We start from the raw sequence: 17112 nt of genomic DNA on the forward strand, positions 1-17112 counted from the left end.
ACAAAAAAGAAGGGGCACACCAGGTGAGCGCGAGCCACAGCGGCAGCGTCGAGCACATGCTGCGCCAGGTCACGCCCGGACGCTACGACGCCTACGAGGCCTTGCTGCGCGCCCTCGCCACCCCCTCCACCGGCCAGATCTTCATGCTCCTGTGGCACGGCCAGGCCGGCACCCCGGACGCCCAGTACGGGAACATGGAGGTGGACGGCTTCCACTACGCCCCCTGTGTGACCTCCGCCCAGGAGCTGTCGGCCAGCGGCTGGAACCGTTCCTACGAGGTGGCCGACGGCCTGGACGTGGCCCGCACCCTCTACCCCGACCACTACGGCCTCTGGCTCAACCCGCACGCGCCGGGCGGCGGCGTCGGCATCCCCTGGCCGGACCTGCGCCGCATCGCCACCGGTCTGGACCGCCAGCCCGCCGGCCCGCTGAGCCTGTCCGAACCCGGCATCGAGATCCCGCAGTTCTACGCCCTGCTCGCGCAGAACGCGCACCGCACCCCCGCGCTGCGCTCGCTGCGCCGCGCCTGGGTGCAGCCCGCGCTCGGGGCGCCCTATCTCGCCATCGGCCTGGACGTGTACGACACCTCGCCCGCCGCGGTCGACTCGGTGCGCGCCATGATGCAGCAGTCCATCGGCGCGGTCCCGGAGGGCCTGCCGGTCTCGACGGTCGCCATGGCCGACGACTACGACCCTGTGGTGATGTGGATGCGGGCCCACGCGCGCCCCTTCTACGACCGCGAGGCGCACGCCCCGGTGCCGCCGCCGCACCCCCCGCTCCAGGTGCCGGCCCCGCCGCAGGCCCCGGCCGGCGGGTACGGCTATCCGCCGGCGCTCGGCGGCTACTGACCAACGGGGCTCGCCGGCGGGCTTGTTGACCGAAGCGCACAATGCACGGCACCGGGACGCTTCTGCGCGCGTAGACATCGGCCGTACCTCCCGAACCGCGTAGATTCGCCGTTCTGCCCCAACTGGCCCGCGTCCGAGGGCCGTTACCCACTGTTCGGATAACGGAATCCCCCGCACTGCATCACGGTTGCGCATACTTTCACCGTCAGCTCTGGCGGGTGATCACAGCCACGCTGAAGACTCGCGACTCAGACACGAGGCCGAGGCCTTGTGATCGATGGCAAGTCGACAAAGCCGCAATCCGCGGCAGGCGCAGGCCGGTCACCACCGGCGAGAGGGGTCGCTCACCGTGACCGCACCGATCGAGACCACCGGGGCGGCAGCCGAGGCGCAGCCGGAGGCTGTGCTGGAGGGTGCCGGTAAGGGGCAGATCGAGGGTCGTTCCCTGGGCCGGATCGCCTGGACCCGGTTCAAGAAGGACAAGGCCGCCGTCGCCGGCGGTGTCATCGTGATCCTGCTGATCCTCCTCGCCGTCCTCTCGCGCCCCATCCAGGCCGTGTTCGGCCTCGACCCCAACGCCTTCAACCAGGACCTGATCACCCCGGACACCTCGCTGCCCACGGGCAGTTGGGGCGGCATGAGCGCGGACCACCCGCTCGGCGTGGACCCGAAGTTCGGCCGGGACATCGCCACCCGCATCCTGGAGGGCTCCTGGGTGTCGCTGGTGGTCGCCTTCGGCGCCACCGTCCTGTCCAACGTCATCGGTGCGATCATGGGTGTCGTCGCGGGCTACTACGGCGGCCGGGTGGACTCGATCATCAGCCGGCTGATGGACACCTTCCTCGCCTTTCCCCTCCTGCTGTTCGCGATCGCCATCTCCGCCACCCTCCAGGGCGGCGCCTTCGGCCTCACCGGCCTGCCGCTCCACCTGAGCGTGCTCATCTTCGTCATCGGCTTCTTCAACTGGCCCTATCTGGGCCGGATCGTGCGCGGCCAGACCCTGGCCCTGCGCGAGCGCGAGTTCGTCGACGCGGCCCGGGGGATGGGCGCCAAGGCGCCGTACATCCTGTTCCGGGAACTGATGCCCAACCTGGTCGGCCCGATCATCGTCTACTCGACGCTGCTGATCCCGACCAACATCATCTTCGAGGCGTCGCTGAGCTTCCTCGGCGTCGGCATCCAGCCCCCGCAGGCGTCCTGGGGCGGCATGCTCCGCGAGGCGGTCACCTACTACCAGGTGGACCCCCAGTACATGATCGTCCCCGGTCTCGCCATCTTCGTCACCGTCCTGGCGTTCAACCTGCTCGGTGACGGTCTCCGCGACGCTCTCGACCCGCGCAGCCGCTGAAGCCTGCCGCGAGAGTCCGACAAGTTTCCAATCAATGGAGGGGAAAGCGCCCATCATGCGAAGGTCAGCGCTGGCCGCGATCGCGGCCATCGGCTCCGCCAGCCTGTTTCTTTCGGGTTGCAGCAAGGCCGATGACAACACCAACGACAACGGCACCAAGTCGGCCGGGGCCAACGCCGCGACCAAGGGCGTCGTGAACGCGTCGGACAAGAAGGGCGGCACGGTCACCTACGAGATGTCCGACGTCCCGGACTCCTTCGACCCGGGCAACACGTACTACGCGTACATGTACAACCTCAGCCGGCTGTACGCCCGTCCGCTGATGACCTTCAAGCCCGGCCCGGGCGACGAGGGCAACACCCTGGTCCCGGACCTCGCGGCGAGCAAGGGCCAGCCGAGCGACGGCGGCAAGACCTGGACGTACAAGCTGCGTCCGGGCCTGAAGTACGAGGACGGCACGCCGATCACCGCGAAGGACGTCAAGTACGCCGTCGAGCGCTCCAACTTCGCGCGTGACGTGCTCTCCCTCGGCCCGAACTACTTCCAGCAGTTCATGGCCGACGGCGACAAGTACAAGGGCCCGTACAAGGACAAGAGCGACAAGGGCCTGTCCTCCATCGAGACCCCGGACGACACCACGATCGTCTTCCACCTGAAGCAGGCCTTCCAGGAGTTCGACTACCTGGTCGCCACCCCGCAGACGGCTCCGGTGCCGAAGGCGAAGGACACCGGCGTCGACTACGTCAAGCACATCGTGTCCTCCGGCTCGTACAAGTTCCAGAGCTACGAGGACGGCAAGCAGGCCGTGCTCGTGCGCAACGAGAACTGGGACCCGAAGACCGACCCGCTGCGCAAGCAGCTCCCGGACAAGATCGTCGTCAAGCTGAAGGTCAACCCGGAGACCATCGACCAGGACGTCGCGGCCGGCAACGCCATCGACCTGGTCGGCACCGGTGTCCAGGCCTCCACCCAGGCCGAGGTGCTCACCGACCCCGCCAAGAAGGCCAACACCGACAACACCTACGGCGGCCGTCTCGTCTACCTGGCGATCAACAGCAAGCTGAAGCCGTTCGACAAGCCCGAGTGCCGCAAGGCCGTGCAGTACGCCATCGACAAGGTCTCCGTGCAGACCGCCGAGGGCGGCCCGGTCCGCGGTGAGATCGCCTCCACCGTCCTGCCCCCGGACATCCCGGGCTACGCCAAGTCCGACGCCTACGCGACCAAGGACAACAAGGGCGACATCGCCAAGGCCAAGGACCAGCTGAAGGCCTGCGGCCAGACCTCGATCTCCACCAACATCACGGCCCGCTCGGACCGTCCGCAGGAGATCGACGCCGCCACGGCGATCATCAACTCGCTGAAGAAGGTCGGCATCAACGCCAGCCTCAAGCAGTACCCGTCGGGCAAGTACTTCACCGACTACGCGGGTGTGCCGAAGTTCATCGAGAAGCAGAACATCGGTCTGATGATGATGCAGTGGGGCGCCGACTGGCCCTCCGGCTACGGCTTCCTGCAGCAGATCCTGAACGGCAAGGCGATCAGCCAGTCCGGCAACACCAACCTGTCGCTGTACGACAACAAGGCCGTCAACGATCTGCTGGGCAAGGCGATCGCCACCCAGGACACCGGTGAGCGCAACAGCCTCTACACCGAGATCGACAAGAAGACCATGGACGACGCCGTCCTCGTCCCGCTGACCTACTTCAAGGTCCTGCTGGGCCGTCCGCAGAACTACACCAACCTGGTTTCCACGGCGGCCTTCAGCGGTCAGTACGACTACCTCAACATCGGCGTCGCGTCGAAGTAGCAGCCCCGGAAGGCAGGTGAAGGCATTGGTGCCCGCGGGCCTTACCGCCCGCGGGCACCAGCGCCGGCCCCCGTGATCTCGTACATCCTCCGCCGGACGTTCGCGGCAGTGATCCTGCTGCTGGTCGTCTCCGCGGTCACCTTCGCCATCTTCTTCCTGCTGCCGCGACTCGCCGGCCAGACGGCGGACCAGCTGGCACAGCAGTACATCGGCAAGAGCCCGTCGAAGGCGGACATCGCCGCGGTCAAGCACAACCTCGGTCTGGACCAGCCCGTCTACGTCCAGTACTGGCACTTCATCAAGGGGATCGTGGCCGGCGCCACGTACGACCTCGGACCGACCACGGTGCACTGCGACGCGCCGTGCTTCGGCTACTCCTTCAAGAACCACCAGGCGGTCTGGCCGGAGCTGACCTCCCGCATCCCGGTCACCGCCTCGCTGGCCGCGGGCGCCGCCGTGCTGTGGCTCCTGTCCGGTGTGGTGGTCGGCGTGATCTCCGCGCTGAAGCCGCGGTCGTTCTTCGACCGCCTCTTCATGGGCGTCGCGCTCGCCGGTGTCTCGCTGCCCATGTTCTTCACCGGCAAGCTGGCGCAGCTGCTCTTCACCGTGCAGATCCCGATCTTCGGGCGCACCTATGTCCCGCTCACGGAGAACCCGGCGCAGTGGGCCAACACCCTCTTCCTGGCCTGGTGTTCGCTCGCCCTGCTGTACTCCGCCATCTACGCGCGGCTGACCCGCTCGGGGATGCTGGAGACGATGAACGAGGACTTCATCCGCACCGCCCGGGCCAAGGGCCTGGTCGAGCGCCGGGTGGTGGTCAAGCACGGGCTGCGCTCCGCGCTCACCCCGATCATCACCGTCTTCGGCATGGACCTCGGTCTGCTGCTCGGCGGCGCCGTGATCACCGAGTCCGTGTTCTCGCTGCACGGCATCGGCGAGTACGCGGTGCAGGGCATCACCGACAACGACCTGCCCAAGATCCTCGGCGTGACCCTGCTCGCCGCCTTCTTCGTCGTGATCGCAAACCTTGTGGTGGACGTGCTCTACGCCGCCGCCGACCCGCGGGTGAGGCTCTCGTGACCGAACTCTCCAAGACCGGTGCCGCGGTGGGCGAGCCCGCCCCCGCCCGGCCCTCCGAAGCCTTCCTGGAGGTCCGCGACCTCAAGGTGCACTTCCCGACCGACGACGGCCTGGTCAAGTCCGTCGACGGGGTCAGCTTCTCGCTGGAGAAGGGCAAGACCCTCGCCATCGTGGGCGAGTCCGGCTCCGGCAAGTCGGTGACCTCGCTGGCCATCATGGGCCTGCACCGGCTCGGCCCGCGCGGCAAGAACGTCCGGATGTCCGGCGAGATCTGGCTGGACGGCAAGGAACTGGTCTCCGCCTCCCCGGACGAGGTGCGCAGGCTGCGCGGCCGGGAGATGGCGATGATCTTCCAGGACCCGCTGTCCGCGATGCACCCCTACTACAAGGTCGGCGACCAGATCGTCGAGGCCTACCGGGTGCACCACGACGTCAGCAAGAAGGTCGCCCGCGCCCGGGCCATCGAGATGCTCGACCGGGTCGGCATCCCGGAGCCCGCCAAGCGCGTCGACGGCTACCCGCACGAGTTCTCCGGCGGTATGCGCCAGCGCGCCATGATCGCCATGGCCCTGGTCAACAACCCCGAACTGCTCATCGCGGACGAGCCGACCACCGCCCTCGACGTGACCGTCCAGGCGCAGATCCTCGACCTGATCCGCGACCTGCAGAAGGAGTTCGGCTCCGCGGTCGTCATGATCACCCACGATCTCGGCGTGGTCGCCGAGATCGCCGACGAGGTCCTGGTGATGTACGGCGGCCGGTGCGTGGAACGCGGCCCGGCCGGCGAGGTCTTCGAGCAACCGCAGCACCCCTACACCTGGGGCCTGCTCGGCTCGATGCCCCGTATCGACCGGGAGACCTCCGAACGGCTCATCCCGGTCAAGGGCCAGCCGCCGAGCCTCATCAACGTCCCCTCGGGCTGCGCCTTCCACCCGCGCTGCCCGTACGCGGACATCCCCAAGGGGAACGTCACCCGCACGGTGCGCCCCGAGCTGGAGCAGGTGAGCACCGGGCACTGGTCCGCCTGCCACCTCCCGACCGAGGACCGCCAGCGGATCTGGACCGAAGAGATTGCGCCGAAGCTGTGAGTGAGACCAAGAAGACGGACGAGGCCGCGATCCCTCAGCAGACGTCGGCTTCCGAGGGCTCGGCGGACCGCGAGGTGCTGCTCAGGGTCGAGGGCCTGACCAAGCACTTCCCGATCAAGAAGGGCATCCTGCAGCGCCAGGTCGGCGCCGTGAAGGCCGTCGACGGCCTCGACTTCGAGGTGCGCAAGGGCGAGACCCTGGGCGTGGTCGGTGAGTCGGGCTGCGGCAAGTCGACCATGGGCCGGGTCATCACCCGCCTCCAGGACCCGACCGGCGGGAAGATCACCTTCGAGGGCCGGGACATCACGCGGCTGAGCACCGGGCAGATGCGCCCGCTGCGCCGCGACATCCAGATGATCTTCCAGGACCCGTACGGCTCCCTGAACCCCCGCCACACCATCGGCTCGATCGTCTCGGCGCCCTTCCGGCTCCAGGGCGTGGAGCCCGAGGGCGGGGTGAAGAAGGAGGTCCAGCGGCTGCTGTCCCTGGTCGGCCTCAGCCCCGAGCACTACAACCGCTACCCGCACGAGTTCTCCGGCGGTCAGCGCCAGCGCATCGGTATCGCCCGCGCGCTCGCCCTGAAGCCGAAGCTGGTGGTGGCGGACGAGCCGGTCTCCGCGCTGGACGTGTCGATCCAGGCGCAGGTCGTGAACCTCATGGACGACCTCCAGCAGGAGCTGGGCCTGACCTATGTGATCATCGCCCACGACCTCTCGGTGGTCCGGCACGTCTCGGACCGGATCGCGGTGATGTACCTCGGCAAGATCGTGGAGCTGGCCGACCGCACCTCGCTGTACGAGACGCCGATGCACCCGTACACCAAGGCGCTGATGTCGGCGGTGCCGGTGCCGGACCCCAAGCGCCGGGGGCAGAAGAACGAGCGCATCCTGCTGCGCGGTGACGTGCCGTCCCCGATCGCCCCGCCCTCCGGCTGCCGGTTCCACACCCGCTGCTGGAAGGCGACGGAGATCTGCCGGACGACCGAGCCGCGGCTCGTCGAGCTGAAGCCGGGCCAGCGGGTCGCCTGCCACCACCCGGAGAACTTCGCCGACCAGGCCCCGCAGGACACGGTCCTGTTGTCGGCGGCGAAGAAGGCGTCGGAGCTGGTCCCGGACGCGGCCGTCTCCGCCGGTCCGGCCGACGAGGCACCGGCTGCCGAGGAGGCACCGGCGGCCGAGGAGGCACCGGCGGCCGGCAAGGCACCGGCGGCCGGCAAGGCACCGGCGGCCGAGAAGGCGCCGGCCGCGAAGGGCACCGGCACCGCTTCCGGAGAGGCCCCCGAGGCGAGCGCCTCAGAAGAGGCCCCCGAGGCGACCGGCTCGGAGTCGGGCAAGGCGGCCGCGGCCGCCGAAGCCGTCGCCGAGGCCGCCGACACCGCCCCGGTTCCCGAAGCCGCCGAGGCCGCCGCGGCGGCGGAGGCGACGGAGGACAAGACCGGTCCCGGCGCGAAGTCCACGCCGAAGACGACCGGGAAGACCACCGGAAAGGCGCCCGGCAGGCCGTCGGCCGGGACCGGCTCCCCGGAGCCGTCCGACAAGTAGCGCATCACGACTGAGCGAAGTCATGCACCTGCCTGAACGGGGGAGTGCGGAGTCGTCCGTGTCCGACCACTGATCGGCACGCTCGAAAGGGGACGGCTCATGGCACTCTCCCGTTCGGCACGTCTCGGGGTCCTTCGACACCTGGCTGTTCACGCCAGGGAAACCTGCCTTCTGACCTGGGTTTGTAAGGTTCAGGCGCCCTGGCAGGAGAGAATGTCAGGGTGCAGCTCCAGCAACTCTTCAGCCCCTCCGTCCAGCACACGCTGGATCTGATCGGGATCTTCGTGTTCGCGATCTCCGGCGCCCTGCTGGCCGTGCGGAAGAACTTCGACGTGTTCGGCATCGCCGTGCTCGCCGAGGTCACCGCGCTGGGCGGCGGGCTGTTCCGTGACCTGGTCATCGGGGCCGTACCCCCGGCGGCCTTCACGGACCTCGGGTACTTCGTGACCCCGCTGCTCGCCGCGCTCGTCGTCTTCTTCCTGCACCCGCACGTGGAGCGCATCCAGGCGGCGGTGCTGGTCTTCGACGCGGCCGGCCTCGGCCTGTTCTGCGTCAGCGGCACGATGAAGGCGTACAGCTACGGTCTCGGCCTGACCGCGTCGGCGACGCTGGGCCTGGCCACCGCCGTGGGCGGCGGTGTGCTGCGGGACGTGCTGGCCAACGAGGTGCCCTCGCTGCTGCGCTGGGACCGCGACCTGTACGCGGTCCCGGCGATCGTCGGCTCCGCGATGGTGGTGCTGTGCATCCGCTACGACATCCTCACCCCGCTCACCAGCGGCTTCGCGGCCCTCACGGCGTTCGTGCTGCGCCTGCTCGCGATGCGGCTGCACTGGCGGGCGCCGCGGGCGTGGAACCGGCGCTCGACGGTGACGGAGGAGTAGCGGCTCCGGCCGCGGGGGTGTCCCGCCCCTCGGCGGGGCTCCGGCCCAGCTGGAGGGTCAGCCAGCGGAAGACGGTGGTGACCTGCGGGCGCCACAGCGCCATGGTGTGCCCGCCCGCGCTGCGCGGCAGGAAGTCCACGCGCACGGTGGTGGGGGCCGCGGCGGCCGATTTCAGCGCCAGGCCCGCCTGGTAGCCGTCGCCGGACTGGCCGGAGAGGTACAGCGCGACCGGCGGCGGTGTGGCCGCCTTGCGCAGCAGCAGGCAGGGGTTGTTCGCGGCGCGCAGGGCCGGGGTCCGGGCGGCGAGGGAGTCGCGCTCGCCGATCGGGTCGTTGTAGCCGGACATGCCCACCGCGGCCCGGTACCGGTCGGGGTGGGCCACGGCCAGCTTGACCGCGCAGTGCGCGCCCGCCGAGTACCCGGCCACCGCCCAGCCGCGCGGCGCTGGCTGGACCCGGAAGTTGTCCATGACCATCTTGGGCACGTCGACGCTGAGCCAGCTGTCGGCGTTGACCTGCCCGGGGATGTTGGCGCAGCCGGTGTCCACGCCGGGCAGCAGATTGGTGCGCGGGGCGACCAGGACGAACGGCGCCACCCGGCCGTCGCGCATCAGCGGCAGCAGCTGCTCGGGGGCGCGCAGCGACCCGAACCAGGCCTTCGCCGAGCCCGGGTAGCCCGGCAGCAGCTCCACCACCGGGAACGTGTGGTGCCGGTAGGCCGGGTCGTCGTACTGCGGCGGCAGCCAGACGTAGACCTCGGCGTTCACCCCGGAGACGCGGCCCTTGAGCCGGGTGACGCGCACGGGGCCGGCCGCGCGCATGCCGGACCCGCCGACGGGCCGGAAGGTCTGCCGGACCCTGGGCAGCCGCTGCACCGAGATGCCTCCGGTGCCGTCCCGGCCGAGGTCGGCGGCCCGCTGTACGTGGTTGCCGGTGCCGAGCAGGTCGGCCCAGGTGTCGTACAGGTTGTTCTGGTTGTTGACCAGCACGAAGACAAGCGTGACGGCCGTGCCCTGGGCGAACAGCAGCATCAGTACGCGGGCCGCCGCCCGCAGTGGTCTGGGTCCGCGCAGCCGCGACCACAGCACGAGGGGCAGTATGAGGGCGACCACGCACAGCACGAGGGTGGTGCAGAGGAACGGAGTCCCGGTGAGGCTCATGTCCTCATAGAGGGGATTCCGGGGGAGTGGGTTGTGGGACGTGTCCGGACACGTGCCCAGAAAATGCCCGGTCCTCATCCGGAGAAGAGATCACACGAGGTCCGCACAAGGAAAGCTACCGCTTAGTATTTTCATGTTGTAGCGTTTCGCGCATGGCAGAAGCAGCTACCGTCCCCGCCTCGCCGGCCGCGATCGGCGACAGCGAGTTCGACCGCGACACCACGGTCACCCGGCGCGAGCCCGGCGTCTACGACATCGACCTCTCGGCAGGCTGGACCATCATCAGCGCCGTCAACGGCGGCTATCTGCTCGCCGTGCTCGGCCGGGCGCTCGCGGACACCCTCCCGCACCCGGACCCCTTCTCCATCACCGCCCACTACCTGACCGCCTCGCGGCCCGGTCCGGCGGTCGTCCGCACCGAGACCGTCCGCACCGGCCGCACCCTCTCCACCGGCCAGGCCTCGCTCTTCCAGTACGACGACGAGGGCAACGAGGTCGAACGCATCCGCGTCCTCGCCTCCTACGGCGACCTCGCCGCCCTCCCCGACGACGTCCGTACGGCGGCCACCCCGCCCCCGATCCCCCCGCTGGAGCGGTGCCTCGGCCCCGAGGACGGCCCGGCCCCGATCGACGGCAGCAACGCCATCGCCGACCGGCTGATGATCAAGCTGGACCCTGCCACCGCCGGCTGGGCCCTCGGCGCCCCCTCCGGCCAGGGCGAGATGCGCGCCTGGTTCGGCCTCGCCGACGGCCGCGACGCCGACCCGCTCTCGCTGCTCCTCGCCGTGGACGCCCTGCCGCCCACCGCCTTCGAGCTGGGCCTCACGGGCTGGGTGCCGACCGTGGAACTCACCGTCCATGTGCGTCAGCGCCCGGCCCCCGGCCCGCTGCGGGTCGCGATCACCACCCGCAACCTGGCCGGCGGCTTCCTGGAGGAGGACGCCGAGGTCTGGGACAGCGCGGACCGGCTGGTCGCGCAGTCCCGCCAGCTGGCCCGGGTCAGGCTCGGCTGAGCGGCACACGCCCCAGCCAGGCCGCCAGCCGCTCGTAGGGTCCGGCCCCCTCGGGGGCCGGCATCGGCGCGCCGAAGGGGCGGCCCTCCCTGGGCTCCTCGGGCAGCGCCTCCCGCGCTACGGCCAGCGCGAACTCGGCCGGCTCCGGGTCGAGCGCGAGGGGCCGGCCGACCGCCTCGGACAGGTCCCAGGTGTGCGCCACGATCTCCATGACGTACGCCGACAGGGCGGCCCGCCCGGAGATCTCGCCCCAGGGGACGGTCACCGACGACGCCATCCGCTCGTCGCTCGCCCAGGCCTTCAGCGCGAGCTCCCGGGCCTCGTCGTAGGCCTTCGCCCAGCCGTCGTCGGGCACGCCGGGGGCGGTCATCGGCTCGCCCTGCCCGTCACCGGCCTCGCCGACGACGGCTACCCGGCGGGTGCCGCCGACGATATGGCCGAGCAGCGCGCGCACGTCGTACTCGGTACAGGGGGTGGGGGCGGTCAGCTGCTCGGGGCGCACGGTCCGGATGAGCCGGGCCGCCTGGGCGGTGGCGCGGGCGTACAGCGGACGGGGGTCGGTGGTCATGACGGGCCTTTCCTCGGGTGGGTGGACCGCGCCCGCGGTGGCGGCGCGGGCGTCCGGGCGCGGGGCCTGCCGCACCGGGGCGGTTCGGGACCACGCTCCACCGGAAACCTGACATCCGCCGTCATGTTTGCCACGGTCGTCCGCCCGGCGGCACCCTGGCGCGGTGAAGTCCGACCGGCTGCTGTCGATCCTGCTGCTCCTGCAGACCCGGGGCCGGGTCCCCGCGCCCGAGCTCGCCGAGCGGCTGGAGGTGTCGGTGCGCACCATCTACCGGGACGTCGAGGCGCTGTCCGCCGCCGGGGTCCCGGTCTACGCCGAGCGCGGCCGGCACGGCGGCATCGGACTCCTCGCCGGCTTCCGCACCGACGTCACGGGGCTGACCGCCGACGAGTCCCGGGCCCTGTTCGTGCTCGCCGCGCAGGGCGCCCACGCCGCGCTCGGCCTGGACGCGGCCCTCGCCTCGGCCCTGCGCAAGGTCATGGCCGCGTTGCCGGCGCCGCACCGCCCCGCCGCCGAGGTGACCAGTCGCCGGGTGCTGGTCGACGCCACCCGCTGGAAGAGCGGCCCGGAGCAGGCCGCCGACCTCGCGGTGCTCCAGGACGCGGTCTTCTCCGACCGGCGGCTGAGGCTGCGCTACCGGCACAGCGGGGAGCGCCAGGCACGCACGTACACCGTCGATCCGTACGGTCTCGTGGCCAAGGCCGGCGTCTGGTACCTGGTCGCCGACCGGCGCGGCCGGCCCCGGCTGTTCCGCGCCGACCGGGTGCGTTCGGCCCGGCTGCTGGACGAGCCCGTACGGCGCCGGCCCGGCGTGGAACTCGCCGACGTCTGGGAGGGGTTGCGGCGGCGGGTGGAGGAACGGGACGCCGGGGTGGAGGTCACCGTGCGGGTCCCGCGCGAACTGGCCGACATGTTCCGGCGGATCACGGCCGCCCAGCTGACGGCACCCCCCGAGGACGACGGCGAGGGTGCGTGGGTCACCGCGCGGCTGGCCTACCCGACGCTCCGGGCGGTCCGCCAACTCCTCGCGTTCTCCGACCGGGTGGAGATCGTGGACCCGCCCGAGGCGCGTGCGGAACTGGTCGGAGGGGCACGTTCGGTGCTGGCGCTGTACGGGGCGGCGGGGGCGGCGGGGGAGGACTGAACGGGGAGGTGCCGCAAGGCGGCGGGGCCGACTGGACCGGGCCGTGCCGTGAGGCGGCGGTGGGCGAGGGCTGAACAGGGCCGGTGCGCGGGGTGGTTCAGTCCAGCCAGTGGGAGCGGCCGAGGGTGATGAGCCGCAGCTGGCGGGTGGCGAGCCGGGTCACCCGCTCCCGCTCGTCCTCGGGGGCCTCCAACGCCTCCAGGAACAGCGAGGCGGTGATGAGCATCTGGTCGACGTAGAGGTGCGCGAGCATCAGCAGGTCGTCCTCGCTCCAGCCCTCGGCCTCCCGGTCCTTGGCCAGCTCGGCCCTCACCTCCTCGGCGAACCGGTGCAGCTGGGCCCGGATGGCCTCCCGCACGGGCTGGACGCCGCCGTGCCGTTCGCGGGCGATGAAACGGACGTGCGCGGGGTACTCGGCCACATGACGGGCGATCAGCTCGACGGCGCGCGCGATGCGTTCGGCGCTGTCACCCGTCGTGGACACCGTCGTCCGCACCATCGGATGCAGGCTGCCCAGCGCCTCGTCGACCAGGGCCACCCCGAGGTCGGCGGTCGAGCGGAAGTGCCGGTAGAAGGCGGTCGGGGCGACCCCGACGGCCCGGGTCACCTCGCGCAGACCCAGGCTGCTCAGGCTCTGCTCCTCCAGCAGGGCGAGCGCCGCGTCGAGGAACGCCTGCCTGGTCTTCTGCTTCTGGGCCTGCCGGATGCCGAGGGTGTGACTCATGTCATCCAGTTAACAACTGTTCTCCGGAATTGGAAAGCCGCGGGAAGCGCTAGACTCGAAGTCAGTGAACAACTGTTACTACAACTGTTCACCCAAACTTCACACCGGCTGAACACGAGGCATATCGGAGGGGGGATTCGATCCCATGCTGTTCCTCGTCGCCGCGCTCATGCTGCTCGGAGTGGCTCTCGGCACCGTGGCCCACGTGCCGCCGGCCGTCAGCGCCGTCCTGGCCGCCGTCATCGCCGTCTGGCTCGGCGTCTTCGCACTGCGCGAACGCCACGGCCGCCGCCGCACGTCGTCGCACTGACCGTCGCGCAGTACGCCGTCCCACCGAACGTCGCGCAGTTTCGGGAGCTGAGCACCATGCACCTCACCGCACCGGCCGGCACCGGCCGCACCGACACCCGTCCGCGCCCGAGGGACGCCGACGGCATGGCCGTCGCGTCCTTCATCCTCGGACTCCTCGGCCTGCTCGTCCTCAACCTCTTCCTCGGCCCGGTCGCCATCGTCCTCGCCGTGGCCGCCCTCTGGCGCGGCACGGCCCGCCGGGGCCGCGCCTGGCTGGGCCTCACCCTGGGCGTCGCCGACCTGGTCGTCCTGGTCGCGGCGATGGAGGCCACGGGGACGGTGTCCTGGAGCCTGTGAGGAACGGGACTCCCCGGGACTCCCGCTGCCGGGACTCCCGCCACCCCCTCCCCGCCCGGCCGGCGCCGGGCGGGCGCGGGCCGGCCTCCTCGCGGCCCGGGCCGGCCGCGGGGGAGCCGTAGAATCGGCCTCACCATGGCTTACCTCGACCACGCCGCGACCACCCCGATGCTGCCGGAGGCGGCAGAGGCGCTCACCGCCCAGCTGAGCATCACGGGCAACGCCTCCTCCCTCCACGCGTCCGGCCGGCAGGCCCGCCGTACGGTCGAGGAAGCCCGCGAAACCCTCGCGGAAGCGCTCGGCGCCCGTCCCAGCGAGGTCGTGTTCACCTCGGGCGGCACCGAGGCCGACAACCTCGCCGTCAAGGGCCTGTACTGGTCCCGCGTCGCCGCCGACCCCGCCCGCACCCGCGTCCTCGCCAGCCCCGTCGAGCACCACGCCGTCCTCGACGCCGTGCACTGGCTCGGCGAGCACGAGGGCGCCACCATCGAGTACCTCCCCGTCGACGGCTACGGCCGCGTCCACCCCGAGGCGCTGCGCGAGGCCATCGCCCGCGACCCCGGCGACGTCGCGCTGGCCACCGTGATGTGGGCCAACAACGAGATCGGCACGATCATGCCGGTCCGTGAACTCGCCGACGTCGCCGCCGAGTTCGGTGTCCCGCTGCACGCCGACGCGGTCCAGGCCGTCGGACAGGTCCCCGTCGACTTCGCCGCCTCCGGCCTCGCCGCCATGACCGTCTCCGGCCACAAGATCGGCGGCCCGTACGGCATCGGCGCCCTGCTCCTGGGCCGTGAGTACACCCCCGTACCCGTCCTGCACGGCGGCGGCCAGGAGCGGCATGTCCGCTCCGGCACCCTCGACGTGCCCGCCGTCGCCTCCTTCGCCGTCGCCGGCCGGCTCGCCGCCGAGCGGCGGGAGCGGTTCGCGCGGGAGGTCGGCGGCCTGCGGGACCGGCTGGTCGATGCCGTGCGCGGTGCCGTACCGGACGCGATCCTCGGCGGCGACCCGGCGCCCGGGGGCCGGCTCCCCGCCAACGCGCACTTCACCTTCCCCGGCTGCGAGGGCGACTCCCTGCTGCTCCTGCTGGACGCCCAGGGCATCGAGTGCTCCACCGGCTCCGCCTGCACCGCGGGCGTCGCCCAGCCCAGCCATGTCCTGCTCGCCACCGGCACCGACCCGGACCTGGCCCGCGGCACCCTGCGCTTCTCCCTCGGCCACACCTCCACCGAGGCGGACGTCGAGGCCGTGGCGAAGGCGATCGGTCCAGCGGTGGAACGCGCCCGCGCGGCCGGGCTCACCTAGCCGTATCGCCCTGTGGGGCCGGGGGCGCGGCCGGCGGGGGCTTGGGGCGCTCGTCGCCGACCAGGCGCAGGTACCGCTCCCAGTCCCAGAACCGCCCCGGGTCCGTGTGGTCGGTGCCCGGCACCTGGTGGTGCCCGATGATGTGCTCGCGGTCCACGGGGATGCCGTACCGCCCGCATACCGCGGCCGTCAGCCGGGCCGACGCCGCGTACAGGGCGTCCGTGAAGGACGCCGGGTCCTCCACGAAGCCCTCGTGCTCGATGCCGACACTGCGTTCGTTGTACTGCCGGTTGCCCGCGTGGAAGGCCACGTCCAGCTCGCGGATCAGCTGGGTGATCCGCCCGTCGGCCCGCACGATGTAGTGCGCCGCCGCCCCGTGTCCGGGGTCCTGGAAGGCCCGCACCGCCGACGCGTACCCGCCCTGGGTGACATGGACGACCACCCGGTCCACCGGGTAGTCGGCCGGCCGGTCCGCCCGCCGGTAGTTCGCCGCCGAGGCCGCCACCCAGCGCGCCCCCCGGAAGTCCACCGCGCCCGTCACCCGCGGCTTGTCCACCCCGGGCAGCCGCCACCACGACCGGGACAGCTCCTGGCGGGCCAGCAGCGCCGTGCCCACGGCCGCCGCGACCCCGCCCACCAGCAGGGCCCGCCGCCCCGGCCGCCGGTCCCCGTCACCCGCCGGCGGCCCGGTGCCCGCCCCCGCCGCCGAACCCGTCGTCGCCCCCATGTGACCGTCAACGGACGGCCGGTCGGCCAGGTTCCCGCGTCCCCGTAACCCCGGTTCCCGCGCCCCGTACCCTGGAAGGGTTATGACTGACACCCCGCAGCGCACCCGCCCCCTCCGCGTCCTCGCCGCCATGTCCGGCGGAGTGGACTCCGCCGTCGCCGCCGCGCGTGCCGCGGAGGCAGGCCACGACGTCACCGGCGTCCACCTCGCGCTCTCCGCGAACCCGCAGTCCTTCCGAACCGGCGCGCGGGGCTGTTGCACCATCGAGGACTCGCGCGACGCCCGCCGCGCGGCCGACGTCATCGGCATCCCGTTCTACGTCTGGGACCTCGCCGACCGCTTCCGCGAGGACGTCGTGGAGGACTTCGTCGCCGAGTACGAGGCCGGCCGCACCCCGAACCCGTGCCTGCGCTGCAACGAGAAGATCAAGTTCGCGGCGCTCCTGGACAAGGCGCTGGCCCTCGGCTTCGACGCCGTGTGCACCGGCCACTACGCCAAGGTGATCGTGAAGGAGGACGGCTCCCGCGAGCTGCACCGCGCCTCCGACATGGCCAAGGACCAGTCGTACGTCCTCGGCGTGCTGGACGACAGGCAGCTCGCGCACGCGATGTTCCCGCTCGGCGACACGGTCACCACCAAGGAGGAGATCCGCGCGGAGGCCGAGCGCCGGGGCCTGGCCGTGGCCAAGAAGCCCGACTCGCACGACATCTGCTTCATCGCCGACGGCGACACCCAGGGCTTCCTGGCCCGCCGCCTCGGCAAGGCCGAGGGCGACATCGTGGACGAGTCCGGCAGCAAGCTGGGCACCCACGAGGGCGCCTACGGCTTCACCATCGGCCAGCGCAAGGGCCTCAGGATCGGCACCCCGGCCCCGGACGGCAAGCCGCGCTACGTCCTGGACATCTCCCCGGTCACCAACACGGTCACCGTCGGCCCGGCCGAGGCCCTGGACGTCACCGCCCTCACCGCGATCAGGCCCCGCTGGTGCGGCACCGCCCCCACCGGCCCCGGCACCTACACCGCCCAGCTGCGCGCGCACGGCGGCGAGACCGAGGTGAGCGCCGAACTCGTGGCCGGCGAGCTGCGCGTGACCTTCACCGAGCCGGTCCGCGGCGTCGCCCCCGGCCAGGCGATCGTGCTCTACGACGGCACGCGCGTGGTGGGGTCGGCGACGATCGCGTCCACCACGCGCGCGACGGCGACGGTCTGACCCGCACGGGCCACCCCGTTC

At 71.6% G+C, this 17112-nt stretch carries 17 protein-coding genes; 13 read left to right on the forward strand and 4 right to left on the reverse strand.

Translation table 11 applies throughout. The annotated features are described in order from the left end of the window. The first annotated feature begins 56 nt into the window (after positions 1 to 56). The 7 genes from ABD350_RS35860 (at position 57) to ABD350_RS35890 (ending at position 8593) form a co-directional block, all read left to right on the forward strand. The gene (locus ABD350_RS35860) at positions 57 to 848 is read left to right on the forward strand and encodes an enhanced serine sensitivity protein SseB C-terminal domain-containing protein (RefSeq protein ID WP_382466884.1); all 792 of its coding nucleotides are present in this window, start codon (positions 57 to 59) and stop codon (positions 846 to 848) included. Positions 849 to 1197: 349 nt separating this feature from the next. Continuing rightward, positions 1198 to 2196, forward strand: a complete 999-nt coding sequence (locus ABD350_RS35865) for an ABC transporter permease (RefSeq protein WP_344353308.1) — start codon at positions 1198 to 1200, stop codon at positions 2194 to 2196. A gap of 55 nt (positions 2197 to 2251) precedes the next feature. Continuing rightward, the gene (locus ABD350_RS35870; RefSeq protein WP_465270418.1) at positions 2252 to 4003 is read left to right on the forward strand and encodes an ABC transporter substrate-binding protein; all 1752 of its coding nucleotides are present in this window, start codon (positions 2252 to 2254) and stop codon (positions 4001 to 4003) included. A gap of 72 nt (positions 4004 to 4075) precedes the next feature. Then, complete coding sequence (locus tag ABD350_RS35875; RefSeq protein WP_344353310.1) at positions 4076 to 5083, forward strand: ABC transporter permease; 1008 nt, start codon at positions 4076 to 4078, stop codon at positions 5081 to 5083. Then, a complete protein-coding gene (locus tag ABD350_RS35880) occupies positions 5080 to 6171 on the forward strand; it encodes an ABC transporter ATP-binding protein (RefSeq protein ID WP_344353311.1) in 1092 nt (363 codons plus the stop codon). Before ABD350_RS35875 ends, ABD350_RS35880 begins: the two co-directional genes overlap by 4 nt. Continuing rightward, complete coding sequence (locus ABD350_RS35885; protein WP_344353312.1) at positions 6168 to 7712, forward strand: ABC transporter ATP-binding protein; 1545 nt, start codon at positions 6168 to 6170, stop codon at positions 7710 to 7712. Before ABD350_RS35880 ends, ABD350_RS35885 begins: the two co-directional genes overlap by 4 nt. A gap of 221 nt (positions 7713 to 7933) precedes the next feature. After that, positions 7934 to 8593 (forward strand): trimeric intracellular cation channel family protein, encoded by a 660-nt coding sequence (locus ABD350_RS35890; protein ID WP_344353314.1) that lies wholly within the window; start codon positions 7934 to 7936, stop codon positions 8591 to 8593. On the opposite strand, the gene ABD350_RS35895 is transcribed toward ABD350_RS35890, so the two are convergent. Continuing rightward, positions 8502 to 9752 carry an alpha/beta hydrolase gene (locus ABD350_RS35895; RefSeq protein ID WP_344353315.1) on the reverse strand — a complete coding sequence of 417 codons (1251 nt, stop codon included), beginning with the start codon at positions 9750 to 9752 and terminating at the stop codon, positions 8502 to 8504. The two genes, ABD350_RS35890 and ABD350_RS35895, sit on opposite strands and share 92 nt — an antisense overlap. A gap of 152 nt (positions 9753 to 9904) precedes the next feature. Between ABD350_RS35895 and ABD350_RS35900 the strand changes: the two genes are divergently transcribed. After that, positions 9905 to 10765 carry a thioesterase family protein gene (locus ABD350_RS35900; RefSeq protein ID WP_344353317.1) on the forward strand — a complete coding sequence of 287 codons (861 nt, stop codon included), beginning with the start codon at positions 9905 to 9907 and terminating at the stop codon, positions 10763 to 10765. Here ABD350_RS35900 and ABD350_RS35905 read toward each other — a convergent pair. Further along, on the reverse strand, positions 10752 to 11333 hold the full coding sequence (locus ABD350_RS35905; protein WP_344353319.1) for a TIGR03086 family metal-binding protein: 582 nt from the start codon (positions 11331 to 11333) through the stop codon (positions 10752 to 10754). The two genes, ABD350_RS35900 and ABD350_RS35905, sit on opposite strands and share 14 nt — an antisense overlap. Positions 11334 to 11496: 163 nt before the next feature. On the opposite strand from ABD350_RS35905, the gene ABD350_RS35910 reads away from it, so the two are divergent. Further along, entirely contained in the window at positions 11497 to 12477 is a 981-nt protein-coding gene (locus ABD350_RS35910) for a helix-turn-helix transcriptional regulator (RefSeq protein ID WP_344353322.1), read from the forward strand. A 97-nt stretch (positions 12478 to 12574) separates the two neighbouring features. Here the strand turns inward: ABD350_RS35910 and ABD350_RS35915 are convergent, their stop codons facing one another. Next, complete coding sequence (locus ABD350_RS35915) at positions 12575 to 13201, reverse strand: TetR family transcriptional regulator (RefSeq protein ID WP_344353324.1); 627 nt, start codon at positions 13199 to 13201, stop codon at positions 12575 to 12577. Positions 13202 to 13346: 145 nt separating this feature from the next. On the opposite strand from ABD350_RS35915, the gene ABD350_RS35920 reads away from it, so the two are divergent. The 3 genes from ABD350_RS35920 to ABD350_RS35930 all read left to right on the forward strand — a co-directional run bounded on the left by ABD350_RS35920 (position 13347) and on the right by ABD350_RS35930 (position 15154). Further along, the gene (locus tag ABD350_RS35920; RefSeq protein WP_344353326.1) at positions 13347 to 13511 is read left to right on the forward strand and encodes a hypothetical protein; all 165 of its coding nucleotides are present in this window, start codon (positions 13347 to 13349) and stop codon (positions 13509 to 13511) included. A 56-nt stretch (positions 13512 to 13567) separates the two neighbouring features. Next, positions 13568 to 13849: a DUF4190 domain-containing protein gene (locus ABD350_RS35925; RefSeq protein ID WP_344353328.1), complete on the forward strand. Its 282-nt coding sequence runs from the start codon at positions 13568 to 13570 to the stop codon at positions 13847 to 13849. Between the two features lie 135 nt (positions 13850 to 13984). Further along, positions 13985 to 15154, forward strand: a complete 1170-nt coding sequence (locus ABD350_RS35930; protein ID WP_344353329.1) for a cysteine desulfurase family protein — start codon at positions 13985 to 13987, stop codon at positions 15152 to 15154. Here the strand turns inward: ABD350_RS35930 and ABD350_RS35935 are convergent. Beyond that, positions 15147 to 15881 carry an N-acetylmuramoyl-L-alanine amidase gene (locus ABD350_RS35935; RefSeq protein ID WP_344353331.1) on the reverse strand — a complete coding sequence of 245 codons (735 nt, stop codon included), beginning with the start codon at positions 15879 to 15881 and terminating at the stop codon, positions 15147 to 15149. The genes ABD350_RS35930 and ABD350_RS35935 overlap by 8 nt on opposite strands. 82 nt (positions 15882 to 15963) lie before the next feature. Here ABD350_RS35935 and mnmA point away from each other — a divergent pair, with 82 nt between their 5' ends. Beyond that, the gene (gene mnmA, locus ABD350_RS35940; RefSeq protein ID WP_344353332.1) at positions 15964 to 17091 is read left to right on the forward strand and encodes a tRNA 2-thiouridine(34) synthase MnmA; all 1128 of its coding nucleotides are present in this window, start codon (positions 15964 to 15966) and stop codon (positions 17089 to 17091) included. Positions 17092 to 17112: the final 21 nt, after the last annotated feature.

The organism is Streptomyces nogalater (assembly GCF_039532885.1).
Lineage (GTDB): Bacteria > Actinomycetota > Actinomycetes > Streptomycetales > Streptomycetaceae > Streptomyces > Streptomyces nogalater.